General features: G+C 64.4%; 24 protein-coding genes and 2 tRNA genes. 15 read left to right on the top strand and 11 right to left on the bottom strand.

What is annotated here, in order from left to right; all coding sequences use genetic code 11:
• Nucleotides 1-275: 275 nt before the first annotated feature.
• Both Mterra_RS01325 and Mterra_RS01320 read right to left on the bottom strand, forming a co-directional pair.
• A complete protein-coding gene (locus tag Mterra_RS01325) occupies nt 276-1,226 on the bottom strand; it encodes an HD-GYP domain-containing protein (protein WP_147372494.1) in 951 nt (316 codons plus the stop codon).
• A 279-nt stretch (nt 1,227-1,505) separates the two neighbouring features.
• Complete coding sequence (locus Mterra_RS01320) at nt 1,506-1,721, bottom strand: helix-turn-helix domain-containing protein (RefSeq protein WP_218022857.1); 216 nt, start codon at nt 1,719-1,721, stop codon at nt 1,506-1,508.
• A 142-nt stretch (nt 1,722-1,863) separates the two neighbouring features.
• Between Mterra_RS01320 and Mterra_RS22110 the strand changes: the two genes are divergently transcribed.
• The 4 genes from Mterra_RS22110 to Mterra_RS01310 are packed head-to-tail and all read left to right on the top strand — an operon-like array spanning nt 1,864 to nt 3,521.
• On the top strand, nt 1,864-2,028 hold the full coding sequence (locus Mterra_RS22110; protein WP_170159511.1) for a hypothetical protein: 165 nt from the start codon (nt 1,864-1,866) through the stop codon (nt 2,026-2,028).
• Nucleotides 2,028-2,396: a hypothetical protein gene (locus tag Mterra_RS01315; RefSeq protein ID WP_119313512.1), complete on the top strand. Its 369-nt coding sequence runs from the start codon at nt 2,028-2,030 to the stop codon at nt 2,394-2,396. Before Mterra_RS22110 ends, Mterra_RS01315 begins: the two co-directional genes overlap by 1 nt.
• Nucleotides 2,393-2,704: a hypothetical protein gene (locus Mterra_RS22105; protein ID WP_170159510.1), complete on the top strand. Its 312-nt coding sequence runs from the start codon at nt 2,393-2,395 to the stop codon at nt 2,702-2,704. The genes Mterra_RS01315 and Mterra_RS22105 overlap by 4 nt, the downstream gene beginning before the upstream one ends.
• Nucleotides 2,694-3,521: an N-6 DNA methylase gene (locus Mterra_RS01310; protein WP_170159509.1), complete on the top strand. Its 828-nt coding sequence runs from the start codon at nt 2,694-2,696 to the stop codon at nt 3,519-3,521. The genes Mterra_RS22105 and Mterra_RS01310 overlap by 11 nt, the downstream gene beginning before the upstream one ends.
• A 31-nt stretch (nt 3,522-3,552) precedes the next feature.
• Here the strand turns inward: Mterra_RS01310 and Mterra_RS01305 are convergent, their stop codons facing one another.
• From Mterra_RS01305 to Mterra_RS01295, 4 genes are all read right to left on the bottom strand, one after another.
• The gene (locus tag Mterra_RS01305; protein ID WP_119313510.1) at nt 3,553-4,233 is read right to left on the bottom strand and encodes a hypothetical protein; all 681 of its coding nucleotides are present in this window, start codon (nt 4,231-4,233) and stop codon (nt 3,553-3,555) included.
• Between the two features lie 288 nt (nt 4,234-4,521).
• A complete protein-coding gene (locus tag Mterra_RS01300; protein ID WP_119313509.1) occupies nt 4,522-7,386 on the bottom strand; it encodes a class I SAM-dependent DNA methyltransferase in 2,865 nt (954 codons plus the stop codon).
• A 206-nt stretch (nt 7,387-7,592) separates the two neighbouring features.
• A complete protein-coding gene (locus Mterra_RS21710) occupies nt 7,593-7,808 on the bottom strand; it encodes a hypothetical protein (RefSeq protein ID WP_147372493.1) in 216 nt (71 codons plus the stop codon).
• A gap of 157 nt (nt 7,809-7,965) precedes the next feature.
• Nucleotides 7,966-8,463 (bottom strand): hypothetical protein, encoded by a 498-nt coding sequence (locus Mterra_RS01295; RefSeq protein WP_147372492.1) that lies wholly within the window; start codon nt 8,461-8,463, stop codon nt 7,966-7,968.
• Between the two features lie 125 nt (nt 8,464-8,588).
• Between Mterra_RS01295 and Mterra_RS21705 the strand changes: the two genes are divergently transcribed.
• The 4 genes from Mterra_RS21705 to Mterra_RS01280 all read left to right on the top strand — a co-directional run bounded on the left by Mterra_RS21705 (nt 8,589) and on the right by Mterra_RS01280 (nt 10,542).
• Nucleotides 8,589-8,798, top strand: coding sequence for a LexA family transcriptional regulator (locus Mterra_RS21705; RefSeq protein ID WP_147372491.1), 210 nt, complete (start codon nt 8,589-8,591; stop codon nt 8,796-8,798).
• Between the two features lie 264 nt (nt 8,799-9,062).
• Nucleotides 9,063-9,470, top strand: a complete 408-nt coding sequence (locus Mterra_RS21700) for a hypothetical protein (RefSeq protein WP_147372490.1) — start codon at nt 9,063-9,065, stop codon at nt 9,468-9,470.
• Between the two features lie 29 nt (nt 9,471-9,499).
• A complete protein-coding gene (locus Mterra_RS01285; RefSeq protein ID WP_119313506.1) occupies nt 9,500-9,730 on the top strand; it encodes a hypothetical protein in 231 nt (76 codons plus the stop codon).
• Nucleotides 9,731-9,828: 98 nt separating this feature from the next.
• Entirely contained in the window at nt 9,829-10,542 is a 714-nt protein-coding gene (locus tag Mterra_RS01280; RefSeq protein WP_119313505.1) for a TIGR04255 family protein, read from the top strand.
• 110 nt (nt 10,543-10,652) lie between these two features.
• Here Mterra_RS01280 and Mterra_RS01275 read toward each other — a convergent pair whose 3' ends face one another.
• On the bottom strand, nt 10,653-10,883 hold the full coding sequence (locus Mterra_RS01275) for a hypothetical protein (RefSeq protein WP_119313504.1): 231 nt from the start codon (nt 10,881-10,883) through the stop codon (nt 10,653-10,655).
• Between the two features lie 72 nt (nt 10,884-10,955).
• Here Mterra_RS01275 and Mterra_RS01270 point away from each other — a divergent pair, with 72 nt between their 5' ends.
• Complete coding sequence (locus Mterra_RS01270; protein ID WP_119313503.1) at nt 10,956-11,366, top strand: HEPN domain-containing protein; 411 nt, start codon at nt 10,956-10,958, stop codon at nt 11,364-11,366.
• 3 nt (nt 11,367-11,369) lie between these two features.
• Nucleotides 11,370-12,611, top strand: a complete 1,242-nt coding sequence (locus Mterra_RS01265; RefSeq protein WP_119313502.1) for a tyrosine-type recombinase/integrase — start codon at nt 11,370-11,372, stop codon at nt 12,609-12,611.
• 60 nt (nt 12,612-12,671) lie between these two features.
• On the opposite strand, the gene Mterra_RS01260 is transcribed toward Mterra_RS01265, so the two are convergent.
• Both Mterra_RS01260 and Mterra_RS01255 read right to left on the bottom strand, forming a co-directional pair.
• Nucleotides 12,672-12,747, bottom strand: a tRNA-Val gene (locus Mterra_RS01260).
• 33 nt (nt 12,748-12,780) lie between these two features.
• Nucleotides 12,781-12,856, bottom strand: a tRNA-Glu gene (locus tag Mterra_RS01255).
• A gap of 150 nt (nt 12,857-13,006) precedes the next feature.
• Here Mterra_RS01255 and rpmH point away from each other — a divergent pair.
• From rpmH to yidC, 4 genes are all read left to right on the top strand, one after another.
• Nucleotides 13,007-13,147 (top strand): 50S ribosomal protein L34, encoded by a 141-nt coding sequence (gene rpmH, locus Mterra_RS01250; RefSeq protein WP_027892348.1) that lies wholly within the window; start codon nt 13,007-13,009, stop codon nt 13,145-13,147.
• Between the two features lie 57 nt (nt 13,148-13,204).
• Nucleotides 13,205-13,645: a ribonuclease P protein component gene (gene rnpA, locus Mterra_RS01245; RefSeq protein ID WP_119313501.1), complete on the top strand. Its 441-nt coding sequence runs from the start codon at nt 13,205-13,207 to the stop codon at nt 13,643-13,645.
• Nucleotides 13,646-13,736: 91 nt separating this feature from the next.
• Nucleotides 13,737-13,994 carry a membrane protein insertion efficiency factor YidD gene (gene yidD / locus Mterra_RS01240; protein WP_051304065.1) on the top strand — a complete coding sequence of 86 codons (258 nt, stop codon included), beginning with the start codon at nt 13,737-13,739 and terminating at the stop codon, nt 13,992-13,994.
• Nucleotides 13,991-15,418 (top strand): membrane protein insertase YidC, encoded by a 1,428-nt coding sequence (gene yidC, locus Mterra_RS01235; protein WP_119313500.1) that lies wholly within the window; start codon nt 13,991-13,993, stop codon nt 15,416-15,418. Before yidD ends, yidC begins: the two co-directional genes overlap by 4 nt.
• 56 nt (nt 15,419-15,474) lie before the next feature.
• On the opposite strand, the gene murA is transcribed toward yidC, so the two are convergent.
• Nucleotides 15,475-16,752 carry a UDP-N-acetylglucosamine 1-carboxyvinyltransferase gene (gene murA, locus Mterra_RS01230; protein ID WP_119313499.1) on the bottom strand — a complete coding sequence of 426 codons (1,278 nt, stop codon included), beginning with the start codon at nt 16,750-16,752 and terminating at the stop codon, nt 15,475-15,477.
• A 234-nt stretch (nt 16,753-16,986) separates the two neighbouring features.
• Here murA and Mterra_RS01225 point away from each other — a divergent pair, with 234 nt between their 5' ends.
• Nucleotides 16,987-17,208, top strand: coding sequence for a hypothetical protein (locus tag Mterra_RS01225; protein ID WP_027892344.1), 222 nt, complete (start codon nt 16,987-16,989; stop codon nt 17,206-17,208).
• Nucleotides 17,209-17,363: 155 nt separating this feature from the next.
• On the opposite strand, the gene Mterra_RS01220 is transcribed toward Mterra_RS01225, so the two are convergent.
• Complete coding sequence (locus tag Mterra_RS01220; RefSeq protein WP_119313498.1) at nt 17,364-19,226, bottom strand: S9 family peptidase; 1,863 nt, start codon at nt 19,224-19,226, stop codon at nt 17,364-17,366.
• Nucleotides 19,227-19,453: the final 227 nt, after the last annotated feature.

Raw genomic sequence — 19,453 nt, 5'->3', positions numbered from 1 at the left:
AAGCTTTGGGCTACAGCGCGGGTATGGCTGAGTGAATAAAATAGCACCAGGACGAAGCAATCGGCTCCTTTTAGGGAAGTCAACCATAGCGCGGGTATGGCCTGACACACGAGATTTCATGGGTACTTCATGGGTATAGGGCCGCGGCTGCTCCGGTACGTAATCCCCAGGGCTCAGGCTCCCCAACCTACTGGCTAGTCTTATAGAGTTGCCTCCGATTCCCCCAATAGCTTCCTTACCAGCCCCTGGACCCAGCCTGGAGAGATCGACTCAGTTTACGAGCCGTTCCTCCGGCTGCATGCTCCGAAGCTCGAACACCGGCACCTCGTGGTAGAGGGGGGGCGGAACCCCCTCCGTCTGGACACGGCCTTCGTGGACGAGTTGCAGCAGAGCCTCGACCACCTGCGGGTCGAACTGGCTGCCCGCGTTGCGCCGGAGCTCGGCTCCCGGTAGGGGCGGCGGCTGGTGAGCACCTCGAAGACGTCGGCGACGGCGAGGATGCGGCCGAAGAGGGGGCTGGCCTCCCCGGCCAGCCCCCGGGGGTAGCCCTTCCCGTCCCAGCGCTCGTGGTGCGCGCGCACCCCCTCGGCGATGGTGGCGAACTCGGGCGAGGCCGAGAGCAGGATCTGGGCCCCCAAGTCGGCGTGGCGCTGCACCTCGCGGTACTCCTCGGCGGTGAGCTTGCCCGGCTTGCGCAGGATGTACTCGGGGATGCCCACCTTGCCCAGGTCGTGCAGCAGGCCCGCCCACCACAGCGTCTCGAGGTCGTGCCCCCTCACCCCCAGCCGCTTGCCCAGTTCGTGGGCGTGGTAGGCCACCAGCGCAGCCAGGGTACGCAGGGTGTTGCCGTAGCCGCGGGCGAGCTGCTCGGCCAGCTCCCGCGTCGCCCGTAGGCTGCGACGCAGCCGCTCGAGGACCATCCCGGCACCCCCTCCAATCAGGCTGTAGATCAGCATCCGCACCGGCCATCTCGCGTCAGATTGAGCCTCGGCTCCCGTGAGCATAACCTGCTGCTGCGGCCCAACCAGCACCCCGGCCACCACCCCGACCGCGGCGGCTACCCAGGGGCCACTGCCCGCCGCAGCCAGCAGGATCGGGCCGTACATGAGGTGGACGAGGGGGTTGGGGGTGCCACCGGTGAGGGCGACCACCCGGGTCACCGCCAGTAGCAGCACGGCGATCAGCGTCAGGTGCGCGAGGCGGTAAAGGCCGGTCGGTTCCCACATGAGCTGCTGCCAGAACTGGAATCGAGCCTGGCCATCAGAGAAAACTGGGTCATTGCTGACCTGCACGGCTATGTTGACCTCCCCAAGGCGCCGCCGACAGACGAACCGATTTTCATCTTAACCCAGCTGGAATAGCTATACGGTTTATTTGCCCGGTTTTCATAAGGCTGACCAATAGGTGTGCGATAGGCCTCGAGATAAGAACACTGCCAGCCAGGGACGGAGTGGCCGCTCCGTCCCTGGTCTTTCAGACCACACTACCTCATCGAGTGCCGTACTTCAGGTTGCGCTTTGATCTGATTTTGGCACCACCATCAACTCGAGCCCCAGGCTGTCGAGGATGCGCTGCCAACTCTCGGGGATCTTGCCGCTGCGCCCGGTCAGAACTCGATTAAGGTTTACCCGCTCCATGTGGAGCTTTTCAGCTAGGTCCCCCTGGCTCATGCCAAGCTGGGCCATTCGCTCCTTCACAGCTTTTCGCACACGATCGGTCATCGGTGACATAGTACCACCCCTGTATCGCATCCTAACCCATGTATCAGATATTGACAATAGTATCCGCCTTTGATACTATATCGACATCAGAGGGCGCAGCCGCCAAGCACACACCCTCTGAATCTCGAAAGGAGACAAGCTCATGCTACACCAGTTCAAAGGCCCCAAGCAGTTCAAGAGCTACCTTGAGTCCCTCAGGCCCTTCAGCCGTGAGTACGCCGAAGCCACCGGCGTCTGGAGCGCCTGGCTGGCCGCGCCCCGCAAACTCTCCTGGAAGCAGTTCGTCGCGAAGGGGGGTGCGCGCTAATGCGCGCCCTCCTCCAGCGCATCGAGGCGGCCCAGGCCCGGCTGGAGCAGGTCACCGAGACCCTGGTGCAGGCTTTGCGCGCCGAGCAGATGGCTCGCGGTCACTATGAGCAGGCCCGCGCCGCACTCACCCGCCGCGAGCACACCCTCATCCGCGAGGGTCTCGAGGGCAGGAACCAGGCCGAGCGTGACGCCAACCTGGCCCTGCTGACCGAGCCCGAGCGGCAGCAGGTGGAGGGCTTCGACCGCGGGCTACGGATGGCCCTGGCGGACGTGGCCGAGGCTCAGCTCCAGCACCAGCTCGCCCGGTATGAGCTGCGCAGCCTGTGGGCGATGTCCGCGCTCGAGGCCGAGGGGGAGGGGGCATGATCGCCCTCTCCTACGAGGCGATGGGCGACCTGGCCGACCGGGTGGTGCTGGCCTGCTGGGCTCACCCCAGCGGCTGGGCCTGGTACGTGGTGGAGTACCACCCCGATGAGGAGCACCCAGGCGCCCCGGCCCGGCTGGCCTGGGGGCTCGTCAAGGGCCATTACCTCGAGTTCGGGTACTTCGACCTCGATGAGCTGCGCTCGGTCGGCGCCACTCCGGTCCCAGGCTGGCAGGCCATCACCATCGGCGACGTGCTCAAGCGCATGCAGGAGCAGGCCCTCGAGGAGGCCAGACGCGATGCCCGCTAAGGGGCGTGCGGGCAAGAGCGCGGGGGTGACCCCGCGCTTTGCCTACCGAAGGCCGCTCGAGCAGGTCGCCCGGCGCACCGGGCGGGGCTACCTGAAGGTTTTCGACGCCTTTTTGACGCTAGCCACGTGCGCCCTCTCCGCCGGGCGGTACGAGGCGCTCTACCTCGAGGAGGCCGCCCGCTGGGAGCGACCCGACCTCGAGGACTTCGCCCGGGCCTTCGGACTGCTCGTCGGGGCGATGGAGTTCCACCCCTACCAGGACCTGCTGGGCCCGACCCACGAGGAGTGGAGCAGCAGGGGCGGCAAGCAGATCGGCGGGGAGTTCTACACCCCCACGCCTGTGGCGACCATGATGGCCCGCATGGCCCTGATGGACGCCGAGCTGCCGGAGGACCGACCGCTGGAGCTGCTCGAGCCCGCCTGCGGGGCCGGAGGGCTGGTGCTGGCGGCTGCCGAGGTGCTGGCCACCCGCGGCGAGCCGCCCTGCCGGATGCGGGTGACGGCCTGGGACGTCAGCCATACGGCAGTCATGATGTGCTACGTCAACCTCACCGCCTGGGGCGTCCCGGCTACGGTCATCCACGGCAACGCACTCTCGCTCGAGGTCTGGGGAGCCTACCGCAACCCCTTCTGGGCAATGGCGCGGGGTAAATACCCATCCGAAGCGCAGCAGGTGTGCGAGTTGCCGGGGGCCCTATCTGCGGCTGAGCAGGCGGTGGTCGCCCTCAAGGAGAACGGGGCGCTGCCCCAACCTGACCTCACCTTGCCGAAAGGTCCGGGTGTGCAGGTCAGCTTGTTTGGAGAGGAGGGGTATTAGCGGCTAAATTTTCAAGCCACGAGGCGCGGGTTTAGGAAGCAAGACCCACCAGTCCGGTGATCAGGTTGTAGGCGAACCAACCGTCGTCCAGGGTGTAGATTCTCGGCCTTGGCTTGGCTCCGTCCGGGTGGACCTCGATCCCGTCTCGGTAGGGGTCCAGGGCTACGATCTTCTTGAGCGCCAGACGATGGGCTTTCCTTCCATGAAAGTACAGGTGCTTGGTGCTCACCAAAAGCATCCCTTGGTCAGTGAGCTCCAGACGCTCGGTGACGACAGGCTTGGTCCTGATCTGGGAGCTTCTCAGGTAGACGCCCTTCGCCACTCGTACAGACATCCCCCCACCGGAGGAGACGTACTCACGATGGACACGGTACTCGTAGAGCTTGACCCCTTGGAAGACCCACGCCAGTTTCTCCCCCTTTTGCAGCAGGAGTGGCGTGTTCGGTGGTAGCGGATGTTCGAAGACCCTCCCCTCAGCCAGCTCACGCAGGACCGCGGCGCGGACTAAGCGCAGGGCATAGGGCTGAATCTCCTTTCGGCTGCCTAGGCCGAGTTCCTGAATCAGTGCCTCGAAAGCCCGCTGCTCTTGAGCCGAAAGGAGATGGTCATCCAGCGCGTTGTCGATGGCTTTTGGCAGAGCCGCCAGAGCGGCCCTGACCAGGCCCTCTCCAGCCAGGAAGGCATCCGAGGCGATCTGCTTGATCTGAGCCAAGGCAAGCCCAGGATCGGGCTCTTGGGGAAGAAGCTCGATGCGGCGGGCTATTTCTGCCTTACCCTTGGTATGGCGTTCGGTACACTCACGATGAGCGAAAGAGAGAAAGCCCTGCGTAGGCTGACCACAGTAACGGCACTTAGGCATCACCGACCCTCCAGGAATAGTTCTATCCTCCCACTCCGACCGCACCGACTTGTGATTAATAACCTGCTTCTAATCCTTACTGCATTGGCCTCTACATGCCAAGCAATTGATTTTCAGGCCATGACCGAGACACCGCCTTGTTTACACGGGCTCACACTCTGGCTCGGCCAAGCCCTCTGCAGCAGCGCGCTCGAGGTTGAGCTTCAGGAGGCGCTCGAGGATCTGCTCGTCGCTCAGGGGCCACTCCCAGCCGTAGGCGGCGGCTACGGCCTGGTCGAGCTGCTCGTGAGCATCCAGCAGCGCGTGGACGGGGTCGGCGGCGTCAGGGGACAGGCGTAGCCCCTCGAGTGCGTTGTAGAGCTGGGTGAGCCCGAGGCCGGTTCGCTGCTGGAGGCGCTGGCGGACCTGCTCCAAGTGCCGCGCCGCCCGGGCAACGGCCTCGCGCCGGGACTCGTCGGGGCGGGGGAAGGGGAAGGTCTCAAAGCAGTCGCTAGGGAAGTAGCGGGGGCGGTCCTCCAGCGTCCCCCCTACCGCCAGCGCCCAGCGAACGTGGGGTGCACTGTTGAGCACGCCGAAGCTGAAGTCGTCGTCGAAGGCCAGTACCACCAGCAGGCTCGAGGGGAGAGCCGCCTTGTCCAGCCACAGGAACAGCCGGTGCTTGGCGGTCTGGGGGGTGACGATGTAGCGGGCTAGCGGCTCCAGGGCCGCGCGCATCTCCGGCCGCGGCCGGTCGTGCAGCCACCACCGGGCCCGCTTGCCCCGGTCCCTGTTCCTCTCCCGGACCGGCCGGACCCTCTGCTCGACATAGGCGAAGGGCTGGCGGTAGCGGGCGGCCTCCTCCAGGCTCATCCGCTGGAAGTCCACAATCCATCGGCCCGAGGGGCGGTCCAGCAGGTCGTCGCCGTTGATGTAGGGCCGCAACACGTCCCGGTTGCTCACCCCCGAGGGGTTGGGCAGGTCGAGCCAGGCCTCGGCGACGTCAGCAGGGACGTCGAAGGGCCCGGCGGGCTTGACCCCCTCGAAGGATCTGCCCGCGTTCTCCCGGAGGGGCCGGGCCCGGGTCAGGTCGGGCCCGCCGGTGAGGTCGGCGTGGATGCGGGCCACGGCGCGGGCCACGACCTGCCGGGCGGCAGGGTCGTCCTCGGCGCCCGCGAAGTGGCAGAGTGTGCGGGAAGCCTCAATACCGCCGTCGAAGCAGACGATACTCACCCGCACCGCCGCGCCGTCCTGGATCCAGGGGCGGTCGGGCCAGGCCAGGAAGATACCCCCGGTTCGGAGGACGCGCTCGAGAACTGGCCGGTTGACCTTTTGGCGGACGGAGTTGGTGGCAATCAGGCCGGCCCGCCTGGCCCTTCCCGCCTCGATCTGCGCCCGGGCCTTCTCGAAGAAGTAGCACACCAGGTCTGCCCCACCCGGCACTCGGCCCTGGTAGGCCCGGCGCAGCGCCTCGGTGTAGGCCTCGCCCAGCTCGTCGCGCATCCTCGAGCTGCCCAGAAAGGGTGGATTGCCCACGATGTAGTCGGCCTCGGGCCACCCGGCCTCGCTGCCGTCAGGGTCTAGCAGGGCGTCGCGGAGCTGGATGGTGTTGAGCTTGCGCAAGACGGGGTTGTCGTGGTTGCTCTCGCCGTTGGCCCGCTTCCACTGGAGGTAGCCGATCCACACCACCATGCTGGCCAGCTCGTAGGCGAAGGGGTTGACCTCGAGGCCGTAAAACTGCTCCGGACTGACGAATTGCCGCAGGGGAGGCTCTCCGATCTCAGCGGCGAAGTTGAGCACGTCGCGCTGCAGGTCCAGCAGGCCCTGCATGGTGACGTAGAGGAAGTTGCCCGAGCCGCAAGCGGGGTCGAGGACCCTAAGGGTCTGCAGCTTGCGGAGGAAGGGGTCGATCCGCCCGGCGACGAACTCCCCGGAGCGCTTGGACCTGCGGGGCTGGGTCTTCCGGCCCCACCCGAGCGTCCCATCGAAATGGTGACGGCCGTCCATGCGCGGGGGGCCCGCGAGGTACTCCTCGATCTCGGCGCGGATGCGGCGCCACTCCTCACGTAAGGGCACCAGGACCACCGGCTCGACCACGTCGAGGATGTCCTCGCGGCTGGTGTAGTGCGCCCCTAGTTGCCCGCGCTTGTTGGGATCCAGGCTGCGCTCAAAGAGGGTGCCGAAGATGTGAGGCTCGACGTCGGCCCAGTCCAGGACGGAGGCCTCATGCAGCGCGGCGATCTCGGCGGGCTCGAGGGGGAGGGCTTCCGCACCGTCGAAGAGCCCGCCGTTGAAGTGGCGGATCTCCTCGACGCCGAAGTCACCCCCGGTGCTCATGGCCGCGAAGAGGGCGGAGAGGGCGCGCTGCAGCCGCAGGGGGTCAGCTCTGCCCCGCTCGAGCAGGGTGGTCATGATCCCTTTAGGCAGCAAGCCCACGTCCTCCGCGAAGAGGGAGAACACCAGCTGCATCATGAAGTGGGCCACCCGAGCCGGGTCGTGGCCTCGGCTAACCAGGGCGCGGGCGATGGCTCCTACCCGCTCGGTGGCCTCCTCGGTAACTTGGCGGCGCTGGTGCTTGGGGTTGAGTTGCTCAGGGTCGGTGAAGGCAAGCCGCAAGATCTTCTGGTTGGCGGGATCGCGCAGCTCCTCGAGGCCGAAGGCGTGGACTTTGGGGTTGGTGCCGGTGAAGTTGGTGTGGACCTCGAAGCGCAGCAGGTCGCTGACGATGAGCAGCGGGGGGTTCCCCAGGTCGTCGCGGTAGAGCGTGAGCTGCTCGTAGGCCCGGTGCAGGTTGGAGCCGGCGCGCTTGTACTCCCAGGCGAAGTGGCCACGCTTCCACACGTCGGCGAAGCCCTGGCCCCCGCCCACCTTGCGCACCGCCTTCTCAAAGGTGTAGTCGGGGCCGCGGGGCTCCTCCAACCCCAGGGCCCGGCACAGCCCGATGAAGTGGCTCTGGGCACTGGCTCGCTCGGTGGCGCTCTCGTCGTGGGCGTGGGCACTCCAGTAGGCGATGAACTCCTCGAGGGTCATAGGTCCTTCAGAATCATATCGTTCTATGTGAGAAACCCCCTTGCATTTGCCAAAATGCACTATGGTGCCATGTTGATTAGAGCACCCAACTATGCACCGCTTTGGGGGTGACAAGGCCGTTCGGGACGCAGTTTCCCTAAAAGTCGGGTGGGTTTGGAATTGCTTGTCTGGGGGCGCATAAGTGGCAATAAGTGGGGGCTTGGGGATTAGCTTGAACTAGCCAGCCTGGCCTCATCATAGGCCGCCCTAATCTCCTCATCGCTCGGGCGGCCTTCGAATTCAGCGTGGGTGTAAGCTCGAGCCAGTACGACGGTATGCGTCTGGGGGTTATAGAAGTAGAGAACCCGGAATTTACGGTCGGTCCAATTCATGCCGGGAATATCAAAGCGGATTTTACGCAACTGCCATTCTTTGAGATCCATACCTCTAGGCAAGGGCTCCATGGGATGGGCAAAGGGGTCATTCAACAAAGCCTCCACAACTCGAACCAGCCGCTCCTCGAATTTCTCTCGGGCCCTAGCCCAGCGGCGATCACCTAGATGTTCGGTTTTGATCCTTTCGAGGGTCTCCTCGAAGCGCTTAGTGATGCAGAGCCTTGCCGGTTTTGACCAACTCACGGAACTCCTCCAAGCTCATCTCGCGTCCTGGATCTCGTCCGCCCACAACGTCGTCAATGGCATCGGCAACGGCAGCTTGGTAGGAGCTATTCTCACGCTCGACCTGGCAAAGAATCGCTTCCTGTGCCTCGAGCAGAGCGTTTCCGAATTTGAGCAACGCCGGGATCTCGCCCTTGATCACAGCTTTGATTAGGAACGAGATTACTCTAGGCATTTGCCAAGGGTTAGGGCGCAGATAACTCTGGTTAAGGGAATAACCGAAGTCCTTAAGAATGATCTTGGCTTCCGCAGGAATTTGGCCCCACCCGGTTTCGACCTGGCGGGCGAGACGCTGTAAGTTCCGGGCTTGCTCGAGCAGCTCGCTCACCTGGGGCGTATGGTGCTTAAGCAACTCCACTGTCCTGACCGAGGTCAGTTCTTCGAGGTTGGCAACAGACGCACCCATAACACTCACTCCCATCGGATGATACATTCTACATATATAACCTGAATGAACTGTGCGTAAACGAACGCCTGCCGTTACGTGATCCGTTACATCATGAGAAAACTTCAGCTATCGCTCTAACACCTGAATTGAATGACATTGTGGTCATCTGGCTACCAGAGCGCGGGAAAGACGGCCTGGGAGTCCTTAAAGTCTGGAACCCCGAGGCCGACCATGTGATCCTGAAAAGTTGGAATCCAAAGGTAAAGCCGATCGTCATCGACAAGGCAGAACCGTTCGAGGTCCAAGGGGTGGTGGTTGACGTACGCTACAGCCCACGCCAGCTCAAGCGCATTGTGCATGAGCTGTAATCAAAGTATTAATGTGTCACTCATGAGGATTGACCTCGGGTTGTGGATGATAACAACCGTGGGCAAACCGTTTTTAGCCGAGGATGCCGAAGTGATCGGGCTATTGAGCTAGTGTACTGGGTGGTGCCGGCGGGTCGGCCGGTGTAACGGGGGTTGGCTATGAAAAATCCTATGGGAATTGCCATCAAGTCAGTGATACGGAATCAATCCTTGCACTCAACCTAATGCTGATAACGCTGATAATGCTGATATGGGGGGATAACTATGAAACAATTGATATTCCTAGTGGTTTTCCTTTGTATTAGCCTAGCCTTTACTGCCTGTGCCCGGGTCAATTCCCCTGCCCTAGGGTTCAACCTCCCGTCTGCGTTTACCCGCATCCAGCCTGAGGATGAGCAAATCGTATCCATGCTTTTTGAAGCCGGCGGCAGCACTTACCGACAGAATTGCAAGGGCGGGCTTGAGGTTTGGCGCGGGGAGCTGATCGGGGGAACCCTTGAGCATTTCCGGGAAGAACTGGTGAAAAACGGGTACTCAGTCGAGCTCAGTCAATCAGACAAAGACCTGTTCACGTCGATCTTCAGCACAAAACCAGGCCGCGCTGTACTGGTGCAAGCGTACCCCAAAACGCTCAGCACCGTTTACGTAATCTGCGGCTACGCAGCACGGTGAGGTGTCTCATGCCTGAAACCCCTGAGGAAATGCGCAAGCGGATCGAGGAAGAGGAGCGAATCCGGCTCGAGACCCGCCAACGGCTCACGGAAGGGCCAGCCGAAAAGGCCTTCTTGACCAACGTGGGCCTCGTGGGCCTGGTTTTCGGCGGCTGCATGATCGGCGTGGGGCTGTTCACGGCTGATTGGGTGTGGTGGGGCGGAGCGCTCATGGCAGGGATCGGATTAGCCCTGATGGTGGCCGCCAAAGTAGCGCGATAGATAGCAACGCCTAGAGTCAGCACCAGACGCTCCTCTCATCCCGCTACGGGGATGTGGCGACCGGCGTGGTAAAACAAAACCTGCTAATCTGATAGCGAATGTCGGAGTTACCTTTGCAGCTTGCTGTGCTCGAGCTTCGGTTCCCTGGAGATCCCGAGGTGGAAGTGGCTCGAGGGCGCTTCTACCAGAAGATACGCTCGGAGTTTCCCGAGGTCTACGTGCCAACTTTGGAACCTAACCAGGCCCCGGCACTCCAAGCTTATCAATTTGCTACCCCTAATCGTACTAGAACAGTTAATGTCGCCTTGAATTCCTTTGCTTACGTTGTCCAAGGAAGCGAATACAAGAGCTTTGAAGTATTCATCAAATCTTTTCGGCACTACTTTAACTTCTTCACGTCCGAGTATGGTTCCCTCCCAGGACTTACCCGTATCGGCCTGCGATATATAAACTTTTTACCTCTCGAGCGCAACGCGGCGGGCATGATTTTGTATAGCCCCCTAAATCTTCCCCAGCTATCCGATAGCCCCAGGCGTAACGTGGGTGTTCTGAGCGAAAGCTTGGAGGGCCGCGGTCTGCTCAGAGTGTATATCAGCAGCACTGGCGCTGATCCGAGGATGGATAAGGTGGGCGCGGAACTACCCAGAGATAAGGTAATCCTGGACTTCGATTACAGCTTTGAGGGGACTGTGTACTATCCTATCCCGCTGAGCGACCTAGACGAATACACTCAGGAAGCCCATGATGTGACCAAAGGTTTTTTTCGTAAGCTGATAGCCCCTGAATATCTAAAAGAGGTAGGTGTACAATGAGCACTCTTCTAATCCCCATATCTCCATTTGACGGTGAGCGGCGGTTGAGGCAGGCTTATCAACCTTCAACTCCGCAGAGGCTTGGTGCATCTGCTTCGGCCACAATTCCGTCAGATTGGGCGTGGGTAGACGTTGCCCAGCGAAAGGTGCGGGAAATCCTCGGGCCTAAGAGGACCCTTCTCCAGGGGGTTTACGCGCATGCCAACACCCCTCGTGAATTGCATCTGTACGTAATGGACAAAGTAGAGGAGTACGATCGCGACCTCTCTACCGCCCTGAGCAAGCTTGAGGTAGTCCTCACCCAAGCCCTGCACGGGAGTTTTGATGATGTGCAAGTTCATTCAGTACCATTCGCGGGTTTAGAGGAAGTCGAGGTGCGTCATTTGCGCAGTGGGATAAACTTGCTCTAGTTTATGCCGAAAGCGCAACAGCACACCGCACAGGCTAAGTCCAACGAACTGTTGGCTCAAAAAATGTGCGATGGTGACAGCCACTATGATTGGGCGGTCACTATTTCGTTTTATGCCGCCCTGCATTACTTCGAGGCTTTTTTGGTCCAAAAAGGCATTAATGTTTTGCAGGAGGCTGAGGTAAACGGAAAGGGGGCACATAATGTCCGACGGAAGAAAGCCAAGCAATTGCTTCCCGAAGACGAGGCAGAAAAATATATTTGGCTCCAACAGCAAAGCGAGCGAGCACGCTATTTTGCCTCAGGCAACCAAGCTCTACCGGATATCCCAGCTCGCTATTTCTCCCAGGGAATAGCCCAGGAAGCTTTTGTAAAGCTTCAAACCTTTCGGAATTATTTGGTGGGTCAGATTTAGCCTATGCCCCGCCGTAACCTCGGCTCCATCCGCTACCGCAAAAAACAAGGCCTCTTCGAGGTCCGCGTCACCGTGGGCTACCACGAGGGCAAACAGGTCACCAAGAGCCGCTACGTGCCGGGCCCCGGCACCCCCGAGCGGCGCAAGGAGGCCGAGCGGGTGCTGGCCCGGATGATGCTCGAGCACGGCCTGGCCTCCCCCGACGCCGCCAGGCCGCCCACCCTGGCCACCTGGATCGAGGACTACATCGAAAGCCGCAGCGAGCTGCGGGACAACTCCATCAGCCGCATGGAGGGCCACCTCAAGCACATCCAGCCGGTACTGGGCCACCTTCCCCTGACCGAGATCACGGTACAGCGCCTCGAGGCCTTCTACCGCCACCTGGTAGCGCCTAAACCCAAAGGGAAGGGCCTGGCCAAGGCGACCCTGACCAAGATCCACCAGCTCATCAACGCCGCCCTGCGGCGGGCGGTGCGCTACGGGTACATCCCCGCCAACCCCGCCGACCTGGTGGAGCTGCCCCGCCTGCCCGAGGTCGAGGCCGGCAAGGCCCTGCCGCCCGAACACCAGGGCCGCCTGCTCGAGGCAGCCCAAAGCCATAGGCTTTATGCCCTGCTCTACCTGACCCTGGCCCTGGGCCTGCGCCGCGGCGAGGCCCTGGGGCTGCGCTGGGAGGACCTCGAGGTAGGAAAGAACGGCGGCCTGCTGCGGATCCGCCGGGCCTACGTGCCCCGCCACAAGAAGGGCGAGAAACCCCAGATCGGGCCCACCAAGACCTCCGGCTCCGACCGCACCCTGCCGCTAAATGCCGAGATCGTGGCGGTGCTCGAACGCCACCGCGGGCAGATGCGGGCCGAGGGGCGGGACGTGCTCGGCGGGTGGATGTTCCCCAGCGCCGACGGTACCCCGCTCGACCCGCGCAACTTCAACCGCCTGTACGAATCTTGGCAGATCAAGGCTGGCCTTTACGAGGTGGTGGAAACCACCGACCGGGAGGGCAGGACGAGAAAGAAGAAGGTGGGGATCTACCGGCTACATGACCTGCGGGTCACCAGCGAAACCGAGATGATCCGAGCCACGGGCAATCCCAAGCTGGCGGCCACCTTCCACGGCCAGCGCAGCGTGACCACCGCGGTGCGCTTCTACAACAAGGTGGCCCTGGCCGACCTCGAGGCCGCCATCCAGGCGCGCCGTCTGCCCCAGGCCCATGAGCCCGAGGAGGGCACGGCCGAGACCGCCGGTTGATGATTATGGGTATATGGGTACTTTATGGGTAAACCCCCGGCGCGAACCGGGGGTTTTCGTTGGTGGGCGCTGAGGGACTCGAACCCCCGACCCCATCCTTGTAAGGGATATGCTCTACCAGCTGAGCTAAGCGCCCATAAGCCCGGCCTCGAGGCCGGGCTTATGCTTTTGGTGACCCCAAGGGGATTCGAACCCCTGTTACCGCCGTGAGAGGGCGGCGTCCTAGGCCACTAGACGATGGGGCCGTTTGGCGTGGTGGGCGGGGGTCGAACCCGCAAGACATAACGTTAGCACATGACCGGCGATTCGTAAACACCCCGGGGCTTTGCGCTCGGTGGGTTCATGTGATAGACTTCTTGGGCTGCCGGTTTAACACCGGGTTCGGAGGATTTGCAATGAAGCGCACCTGGCAACCCAACAAGCGCAAGCGCGCCAAGACCCACGGCTTCCGCGTGCGCATGAAGACCAAGAACGGCCGCAAGGTGATCGCCCGCCGCCGGGCCAAGGGCCGTGCCCGCCTTTCCGTCTCCGGCTAGGGCGTGAGCACTTTCTGACCCTCCCGCGCCCCTCGGGCCAGCGGGAGGTTGTCTTTTATGGACCCCCTCAAGCCCCGCCGCCGTGTCCCCCGCCCTGAGCCGGCCCGCTCGGAGGGCGAGGTGTTGCCGCTCGAGGCCCCGCCCGAGCCGGCGCCCCAGCCCCGCCTCGAGGCCGGGCCACGGCTGGAGTCCCTGAAGGGCGAGTGGGCTTTCGCCCGCCTCAAGAAGGGCCGGGCTGCCCGCGGGCGCTTCGTCGCGGTGCGCTGGCTGCCCAGCCGTGCCGGCCCCACCCGGGCCGGGCTGGTGGTATCGAAGAAGGTGGGCAAGGCGGTGGTGCGCAACAAGATCCGCCGCCGCCTGCGCGAGATCCTGCGCCGGATGCTGCTGCCCCCCTGCGACTTGATGGTGGTGGCCCAACCCGAGGCCGCCGCGGCCTCCTACGCCGAGCTACACCGCGACCTGGCTTTCACCTTGAAGAAATCCGGGCTGATACAATGACGCGCGTGCGGGTCAACGGCCCCCTCCCCCCGCTCGAGCCCCTCGAGCAGGCCGGGGCGAGGGCGGCCGAACACCGCGAAACGGAGCTGGAGTGAAGTCCCTGCTGATCGGTCTGGTGCGGTTTTACCGGCGCTTCATCTCGCCCTTGAAGCCGCCGACCTGCCGTTTTTACCCGAGCTGTAGCTGCTATGCCCTGGAGGCCCTCGAGCGCCACGGGGCCTTCTGGGGGAGCTACCTCGCGGCCCGGCGGCTGCTGAAGTGCCACCCGCTGCACCCCGGCGGCCTCGACCCCGTGCCGCAGCATCGCCCCCGCTTCAACGTCTGGCCCACCCCAACGGAGGAACGATGAACCACAGTAGCCGCCCCAGGCTGGCCAAGCTGGCCCTGGGACTGACCCTAGGTCTGCTCTTCACCCTCACCCCCGCCCTGGCCCTCAAGGCCGAGTGGCGCGATGCCGACGTCAACGGCGACAGCAAACCGGAGAAGGTCGCCGTCACCAACCTCGCCGACGTCGCCCTCAACACCCAGGGCCAGATCGTCGGCTGGTACCCCAAGCAGGTGCGCGGCACCGACTTCAAGGGCAATTACAACGGCAAACTCAACCTGGTGCGCCCGGGCGTGCCCCTGCCGGGCACCCTCTCCGGCTTCACCAGCCCGCAGGCCGAGTTCAGCCAAGCGCCCAACGGCAACAAGGGCGGCAAGCTCACCGCGACCTTCACCCAGGGCGACGCCAGGCTCACCTACGTCATCGACCCGCTGTTCCTCTCCCTCGAGGTCGGCGTGGAGTCGGGCAGCCCCAGGGTGCTGAGCTGGAGCGGCATCGGCGGCAGTGACCGCCCCATCACCAAGTGGCTCACCCCCGGCAACACCCAGCCCACCGAGAACGGCAGCGGCAAGCCCGTGTACGTGGCCTGGCAGCACTCCGCTACCAAGGGCTACGCCATGGTCGTGCAGCCCGTCCAGGGCTTCGACCAGGCCAAGCTGACCCGCACCTCCAGCGGGGATGCGGCCACCCTCGAGGTCAGCGTCCCCGCCGGCCAGCCCACCTCCTTCCGGGCCTACGGCGGCTTCAACGAGATGGTGCGGCTGCACGTGGAGCGCTACCTCGAGCTGCCCGGCCTCTTCAACCCCGACATCTGGGGCCGCCTCTCGCTCGCCCTGCTGTGGGTGATGGAGCAGGGCCACCGCTGGACCGGGAGCTGGTTCTTCGGCATCGTCCTCCTCACCCTGATCGTGCGCCTGCTTTTGTGGCCGCTGATGCACCAGCAGTACAAGAGCATGGCCGAGATGAACAAGATCCAGCCGCTGATCCAGGAGATCAACAAGAAGTTCAAGGACAACCCGGAGAAGCGCACCGAGGCCACCATGAAGCTGTACCAGGAGCACAAGATCAACCCCTTCGCGGGGTGCTTGCCCCTGTTCCTGCAGCTTCCCGTGCTGTTCGTGCTGTGGAAGGTCATCGCCAACTACGAGTTCGGCCAGGGCGTGCTCTGGATCCCCGACCTCGCCCTGCCGGACCCCTTCTACATCCTGCCCATCCTCTACATCCTCACCACCCTCGCCTCGACCTACCTCTCGGCGGCCGGCAACCCCGACGCGCTGCGCCAGGGCATGATCATGAACCTGGTGTTCGTGTTCTTCATCTTCAGCTTCCCCTCGGGCGTCTCGATCTACTGGATCCTCTCGATGGTCATCACCCTCGCCCAGCAGTGGCTGATCAAGCGCAGCCTGGGCGACCTCAAGCCCGCCACCGCCAACGCGAAGTCCAAGTAGCCGCCACGACGACAGAGCGCCCGGGAACCCCGGGCGCTCCTTCTTTCGAGGAACCCTCAGTCGGCCGCGACGGCCAGCACGGGCTCTTCGGTGACCAGGCCCACGTGGGCCCCCAGGCTGCGCAGGCGCTCGGGGAGCTGTTCGTAGCCGCGCTCGAGGTACTGCATCCCCTCGATGCGGCTCTCGCCCTCGGCGGCCAACGCCGCGATCACCAGGCCGCCCCCGGCGCGGATGTCGGTGGCCTTGACCGTGGCCCCGTGCAGCTTCTTGCCGTTGACGGAGAGCACCCGGTCCTTGAGGGTCAGGTCGGCGCCCATGCGCAGCAGCTCGGGGACGTTGGTGAAGCGGTCGGGGTAGATGCGGTCGGAGACCAAGGCGTTGCCCTGGGCCGCGGCCAGGTAGCCCACCGCCAGGGGCTGCATGTCGGTGACGAAGCCGGGGTACTCGCGGGCTTCGATGTTGAAGGGCTTGGGGTCGGGGGTGGCCTCGAGGCGGATCCAGTCGGGGCCGACCTCGATGCGGTGCCCGGCCTGGGCCAGCTTGTCGAGCAGCGCGTCGAGGTGGAGCGGCTCGACGTCGGTGAGGGTGATGCTACCCCGGGTAGCGGCGGCGGCCAGCAGGAAGGTGGCGGCCTCGATGCGGTCGGGGATGACCCGGTAGGTCACGCCGCCCAGGCGCGGCGCCCCCTTGACCTGGAGGATGCTGCTGCCGACGCCGCGGATGTCGGCGCCCATGGCGTTGAGGAAGTAGCAGAGGTCTTCGATCTCGGGCTCTTGGGCGGTGAGGATCAGGGTGGCTTCGCCGCCGAGGGCGGTCGCCAGCAGGGCCTGTTCGGTCCCGCCGAGGGTGGGCATGTCGAAGACCACCCGCCCGCTGAGGGGGCGCCCGCGCCGGGCGGTGAAGTAGCCCGAGTCCTCGCTGACCTCAGCACCCAGGGCGCGCAGGGCCTTGAGGTGCTGGTCCACCGGGCGCGGGCCGAAGGCGCAGCCGCCGGGCAGGGGCACGGTGCCCTCGCCCGCGCGGGCGACCAGGGCGCCCAGCAGGTTGAAGCTGGCCCGCATCTTGTTGACGAGCTCGTAGGGCGCGACCGTGTTGGTGATTTCAGGGGTGTGGAGGTGCAGGGTGCGACCCTCCCAGGCGTAGCGGGTGCCCAGGTGGGACAGCAGCTCGAGCATCACGTCCACGTCCCGCAGGCGCGGGACCTCCAGCAGCGTTACAGGGTCGGCGGTCAGGAGGCTGGCCGCCATGAGCTTGAGCGCCGAGTTCTTGGCGGGATATACCCTGAGCTCGCCGCTCAGCGGCGTTCCGCCCCGCACCCACATAGCCTGTTCCATACGTATCGATCACCCTATTCCTAAGGCCCTATGTATTCAGCATCTTACACATGATGCTCAACTTGAGTGTATGTAGTGCTTTTTGCGTTGTCAAGCATTGGTGCACTGTGCTAAACTGCCGCTTAATGAGTTAAGCACCCATGAAGCCCCTCGGAGCAACTTCATGACGATGCAGTAGCTTGGTCGTTGACGGGTGCAGGCTCGGAGGCCGTGCAGGGTGCAGGCGGGAGCACAATGGCGAAGAAAGAGAAAAAAAGGCTCCAGGTGGTCATCAGCGACGAGCAGGACGCGTTGCTGACCAAGGCCGCCTACGAGCTCTCCAACCCCGAGCGCCTGGTCTCCAAGTCGGAGGTGGTCCGCCTGGCGATCCAGAAGATCGCGCAGGACCTCGAGGAGGGCAAGGCCAGCCTCGAGGACCTGCTCAAGAACCTCGAGCCCGAGGAAGAGGAAAGCTAGGGGGCGTACGACGTAAGACGCAAGACGCACGTCCTACGTTGTACGCCGTACGCCTTGGCTTTTGGCCCTAGACCCTAGACCCTCGACAAACCACCAGCCACACGCCACGAGCTGACGGCTGACCGCTGACGGCTTAGTGCTGACCACCCACAGCGCTACAGATGCTGCCGCCACCACTCCAGGTAGGCCTCGAGGCGGGCTACGCGCCGGTCGGGGCGGCCGGAGCGGGAGAGCTCGTGGCCCTCCTCGGGCACCCGGAAGAAGCGGGTGGGGACGCCCCGGTGCAGCAGGGCGGTGTACCAGGTCTCGCCCTGGTCGATGGGGCAGCGGTGGTCCTGCTCGGAGTGGACCACTAAGGTGGGGGCCTTGACCTGGTGCACCAGGCTCAGCGGGCTCTTGGCCCACAGCACCTCGGGCCGGTCCCACACGCTGGCGCCGAGCTGGAGATGCACGAAGCGCGGGCCGATGTCGGAGGCGCCGAAGAAGCTGGTCCAGTTGCAGATGCTGCGGTCGGTGACGGCGGCCTTGAAGCGCTCGGGCACGCGGGCGGTGAGCCAGTTGGTCATGTAGCCGCCGTAGCTGCCCCCGGCCACGCCCACGCGCGCGCGGTCGAGCTGGGGGAAGCGCTCGAGCACGGCGTCGAGGAAGCCCAGCAGGTCGGCCTCGTCGATCTCGCCCCACCGGTAGCCCAGGTCGGCGAAGGCCTCGCCGTAGCTGCTCGAGCCGCGCGGGTTGCAGTAGGCCACGGCAAAGCCCGCCTCGCGGAAGAGGTGGTGCGCCAGCATGGGGGCGCTGCCGAAGGCGGTGTGGGGGCCGCCGTGGATGTAGAGGATCAGCGGGTGGGGGCCCTCGCCCTCCGGCAGGAGCACCCATCCGGGCACCGTGTGGCCTTCGGGGGCGCGGTAGGCCACGGGTGCGGGCTCGCAGAGGGCCAGCGCCGCCTCGGCGTTGGGGTCGAAGAGGGTCTCGCCGGGGCGCCCGAGCCGGGCGGGCTGGGTGGCGGTCTCGGTGAGGACGTAGAGGTCGCGGCCGCACAGGGCGAAGGCCAGCACGCTCTCCCCGATGCCGTGCACCTTGCCCACCTCGCCCTCGAGCGAGACCTTGCGCAGGCGGGCGTGGCCCTCCTTGGTCTCGACGAGGTACACCAGCCCGTCGGGGCCGAACTTGGGGGTCTGGGCGTAGGCGCCGTAGCGGCAGTCGGAGTTGATGGTGTTGGTGAAGTTGCCCTGCGCCAGCACCCTGGGCTCACCCCCGAAGGGCCGGTAGGTCAGGCGGGCGTCGGTGGCGGAGCCCCGCTCGTAGGCGTGGGCGAGGTAGACTAGGCCCGAGCCGTCGGGGGCGGGCTCGAGGCCGCTGACCGGCCCCTCCCCGCCGAAGAGCTCGCGCACGCGGCCCTGGAGGTCGAGCGCGTAGACCCGCTGCTTGCCCTCCAGGCGCTCGGGCAGGCTGCCGTAGGACACGAGGTAGAGCTGCTGGCCGTCGGGGCTCCAGGCCATCTCGGTGACCTCCAGCGCGGGCTGGTGCAGTTGGCGTAACTGCCCCTGCTCCCACAGCCACACCGCCGCCGGGGTGTCTTGCAGCAGGCCCCGCTGCTCGAACTTGAAGGGCCACGACGCGAAGCTCTGGGGCTGGTCGGGCTTGGGGGCCTCGCGGTCACCCGGGCTCAAGAGGGCGATCCTCGAGCCGTCCGGGCTCACCTTGTAGCCGTTCACGCCCCCCTTGAAGCGGGTGAGCTGCTCGGCCTCTCCCCCGCCCACCGGCATCCGGAAGAGCTGGTTGGCCTTGTCCACCTTGCGGGTGAAGTAGTAGTGCTCCCCCCTCCACTGGGGGTTGCGGGCCTCGCCCTGGGTCAGCAGCCTGAGCCCGCCGTCCCACAGCGCCAGCCGCGGCCGGTACCTGGGCGGCTCCTTGTCCCCTTCGGGGCGCTCGACGTCGGTTAGGACGAACAGCGGCTTGTTGCCGGGGCCTTCGGTGAGGTTGGAAATGAAGCGCAGTCGGTAGAGGATTTCGGGTTGCACGCTACCAATCTAAGGCAAGGCGCCGAGTGGTGTACGCCGGTGGCCGGGCGCCGGGCGTGGGTCGTACGTCGTGCGTCGTACGTCGTACGCAAAGCGCAAAACGCCAAACGCAAGACGCAAAACGCACGTCCTACGTCCTACGTCGTACGTCGTACGCAGGACGCCTTGTTCCCTCCTTAGCAAGGGGGGCTGGGGGGGATAAACCCTCCCCGCCCCCCTTGCTAAGG

It is taken from the genome of Calidithermus terrae, from assembly GCF_003574345.1.
In the GTDB taxonomy this organism is placed as follows: domain Bacteria; phylum Deinococcota; class Deinococci; order Deinococcales; family Thermaceae; genus Calidithermus; species Calidithermus chliarophilus.
The sequence above is the reverse complement of the archived record's forward strand: the minus strand, read 5'-3'. Positions and strand labels throughout refer to the sequence as shown.

Bases quoted from the DNA above. Each gene is read 5' to 3' on its own strand.
- rpmH (WP_027892348.1), top strand. From the start codon at position 13,007: ATGAAGCGCACCTGGCAACCCAACAAGCGCAAGCGCGCCAAGACCCAC.
- murA (WP_119313499.1), bottom strand. From the start codon at position 16,752: ATGGAACAGGCTATGTGGGTGCGGGGCGGAACGCCGCTGAGCGGCGAG.
- Mterra_RS22105 (WP_170159510.1), top strand. From the start codon at position 2,393: ATGATCGCCCTCTCCTACGAGGCGATGGGCGACCTGGCCGACCGGGTG.
- Mterra_RS01300 (WP_119313509.1), bottom strand. From the start codon at position 7,386: ATGACCCTCGAGGAGTTCATCGCCTACTGGAGTGCCCACGCCCACGAC.
- Mterra_RS01275 (WP_119313504.1), bottom strand. From the start codon at position 10,883: ATGAACTTGCACATCATCAAAACTCCCGTGCAGGGCTTGGGTGAGGAC.
- rnpA (WP_119313501.1), top strand. From the start codon at position 13,205: ATGGACCCCCTCAAGCCCCGCCGCCGTGTCCCCCGCCCTGAGCCGGCC.
- Mterra_RS01270 (WP_119313503.1), top strand. From the start codon at position 10,956: ATGCCGAAAGCGCAACAGCACACCGCACAGGCTAAGTCCAACGAACTG.
- Mterra_RS01225 (WP_027892344.1), top strand. From the start codon at position 16,987: ATGGCGAAGAAAGAGAAAAAAAGGCTCCAGGTGGTCATCAGCGACGAG.
- Mterra_RS01310 (WP_170159509.1), top strand. From the start codon at position 2,694: ATGCCCGCTAAGGGGCGTGCGGGCAAGAGCGCGGGGGTGACCCCGCGC.
- Mterra_RS21700 (WP_147372490.1), top strand. From the start codon at position 9,063: ATGAAACAATTGATATTCCTAGTGGTTTTCCTTTGTATTAGCCTAGCC.
- Mterra_RS01265 (WP_119313502.1), top strand. From the start codon at position 11,370: ATGCCCCGCCGTAACCTCGGCTCCATCCGCTACCGCAAAAAACAAGGC.
- Mterra_RS01325 (WP_147372494.1), bottom strand. From the start codon at position 1,226: ATGTGGGAACCGACCGGCCTTTACCGCCTCGCGCACCTGACGCTGATC.
- Mterra_RS01315 (WP_119313512.1), top strand. From the start codon at position 2,028: ATGCGCGCCCTCCTCCAGCGCATCGAGGCGGCCCAGGCCCGGCTGGAG.
- Mterra_RS01280 (WP_119313505.1), top strand. From the start codon at position 9,829: ATGTCGGAGTTACCTTTGCAGCTTGCTGTGCTCGAGCTTCGGTTCCCT.
- Mterra_RS01320 (WP_218022857.1), bottom strand. From the start codon at position 1,721: ATGACCGATCGTGTGCGAAAAGCTGTGAAGGAGCGAATGGCCCAGCTT.
- yidC (WP_119313500.1), top strand. From the start codon at position 13,991: ATGAACCACAGTAGCCGCCCCAGGCTGGCCAAGCTGGCCCTGGGACTG.
- Mterra_RS01285 (WP_119313506.1), top strand. From the start codon at position 9,500: ATGCGCAAGCGGATCGAGGAAGAGGAGCGAATCCGGCTCGAGACCCGC.
- Mterra_RS22110 (WP_170159511.1), top strand. From the start codon at position 1,864: ATGCTACACCAGTTCAAAGGCCCCAAGCAGTTCAAGAGCTACCTTGAG.
- Mterra_RS21710 (WP_147372493.1), bottom strand. From the start codon at position 7,808: ATGGATCTCAAAGAATGGCAGTTGCGTAAAATCCGCTTTGATATTCCC.
- Mterra_RS01295 (WP_147372492.1), bottom strand. From the start codon at position 8,463: ATGGGAGTGAGTGTTATGGGTGCGTCTGTTGCCAACCTCGAAGAACTG.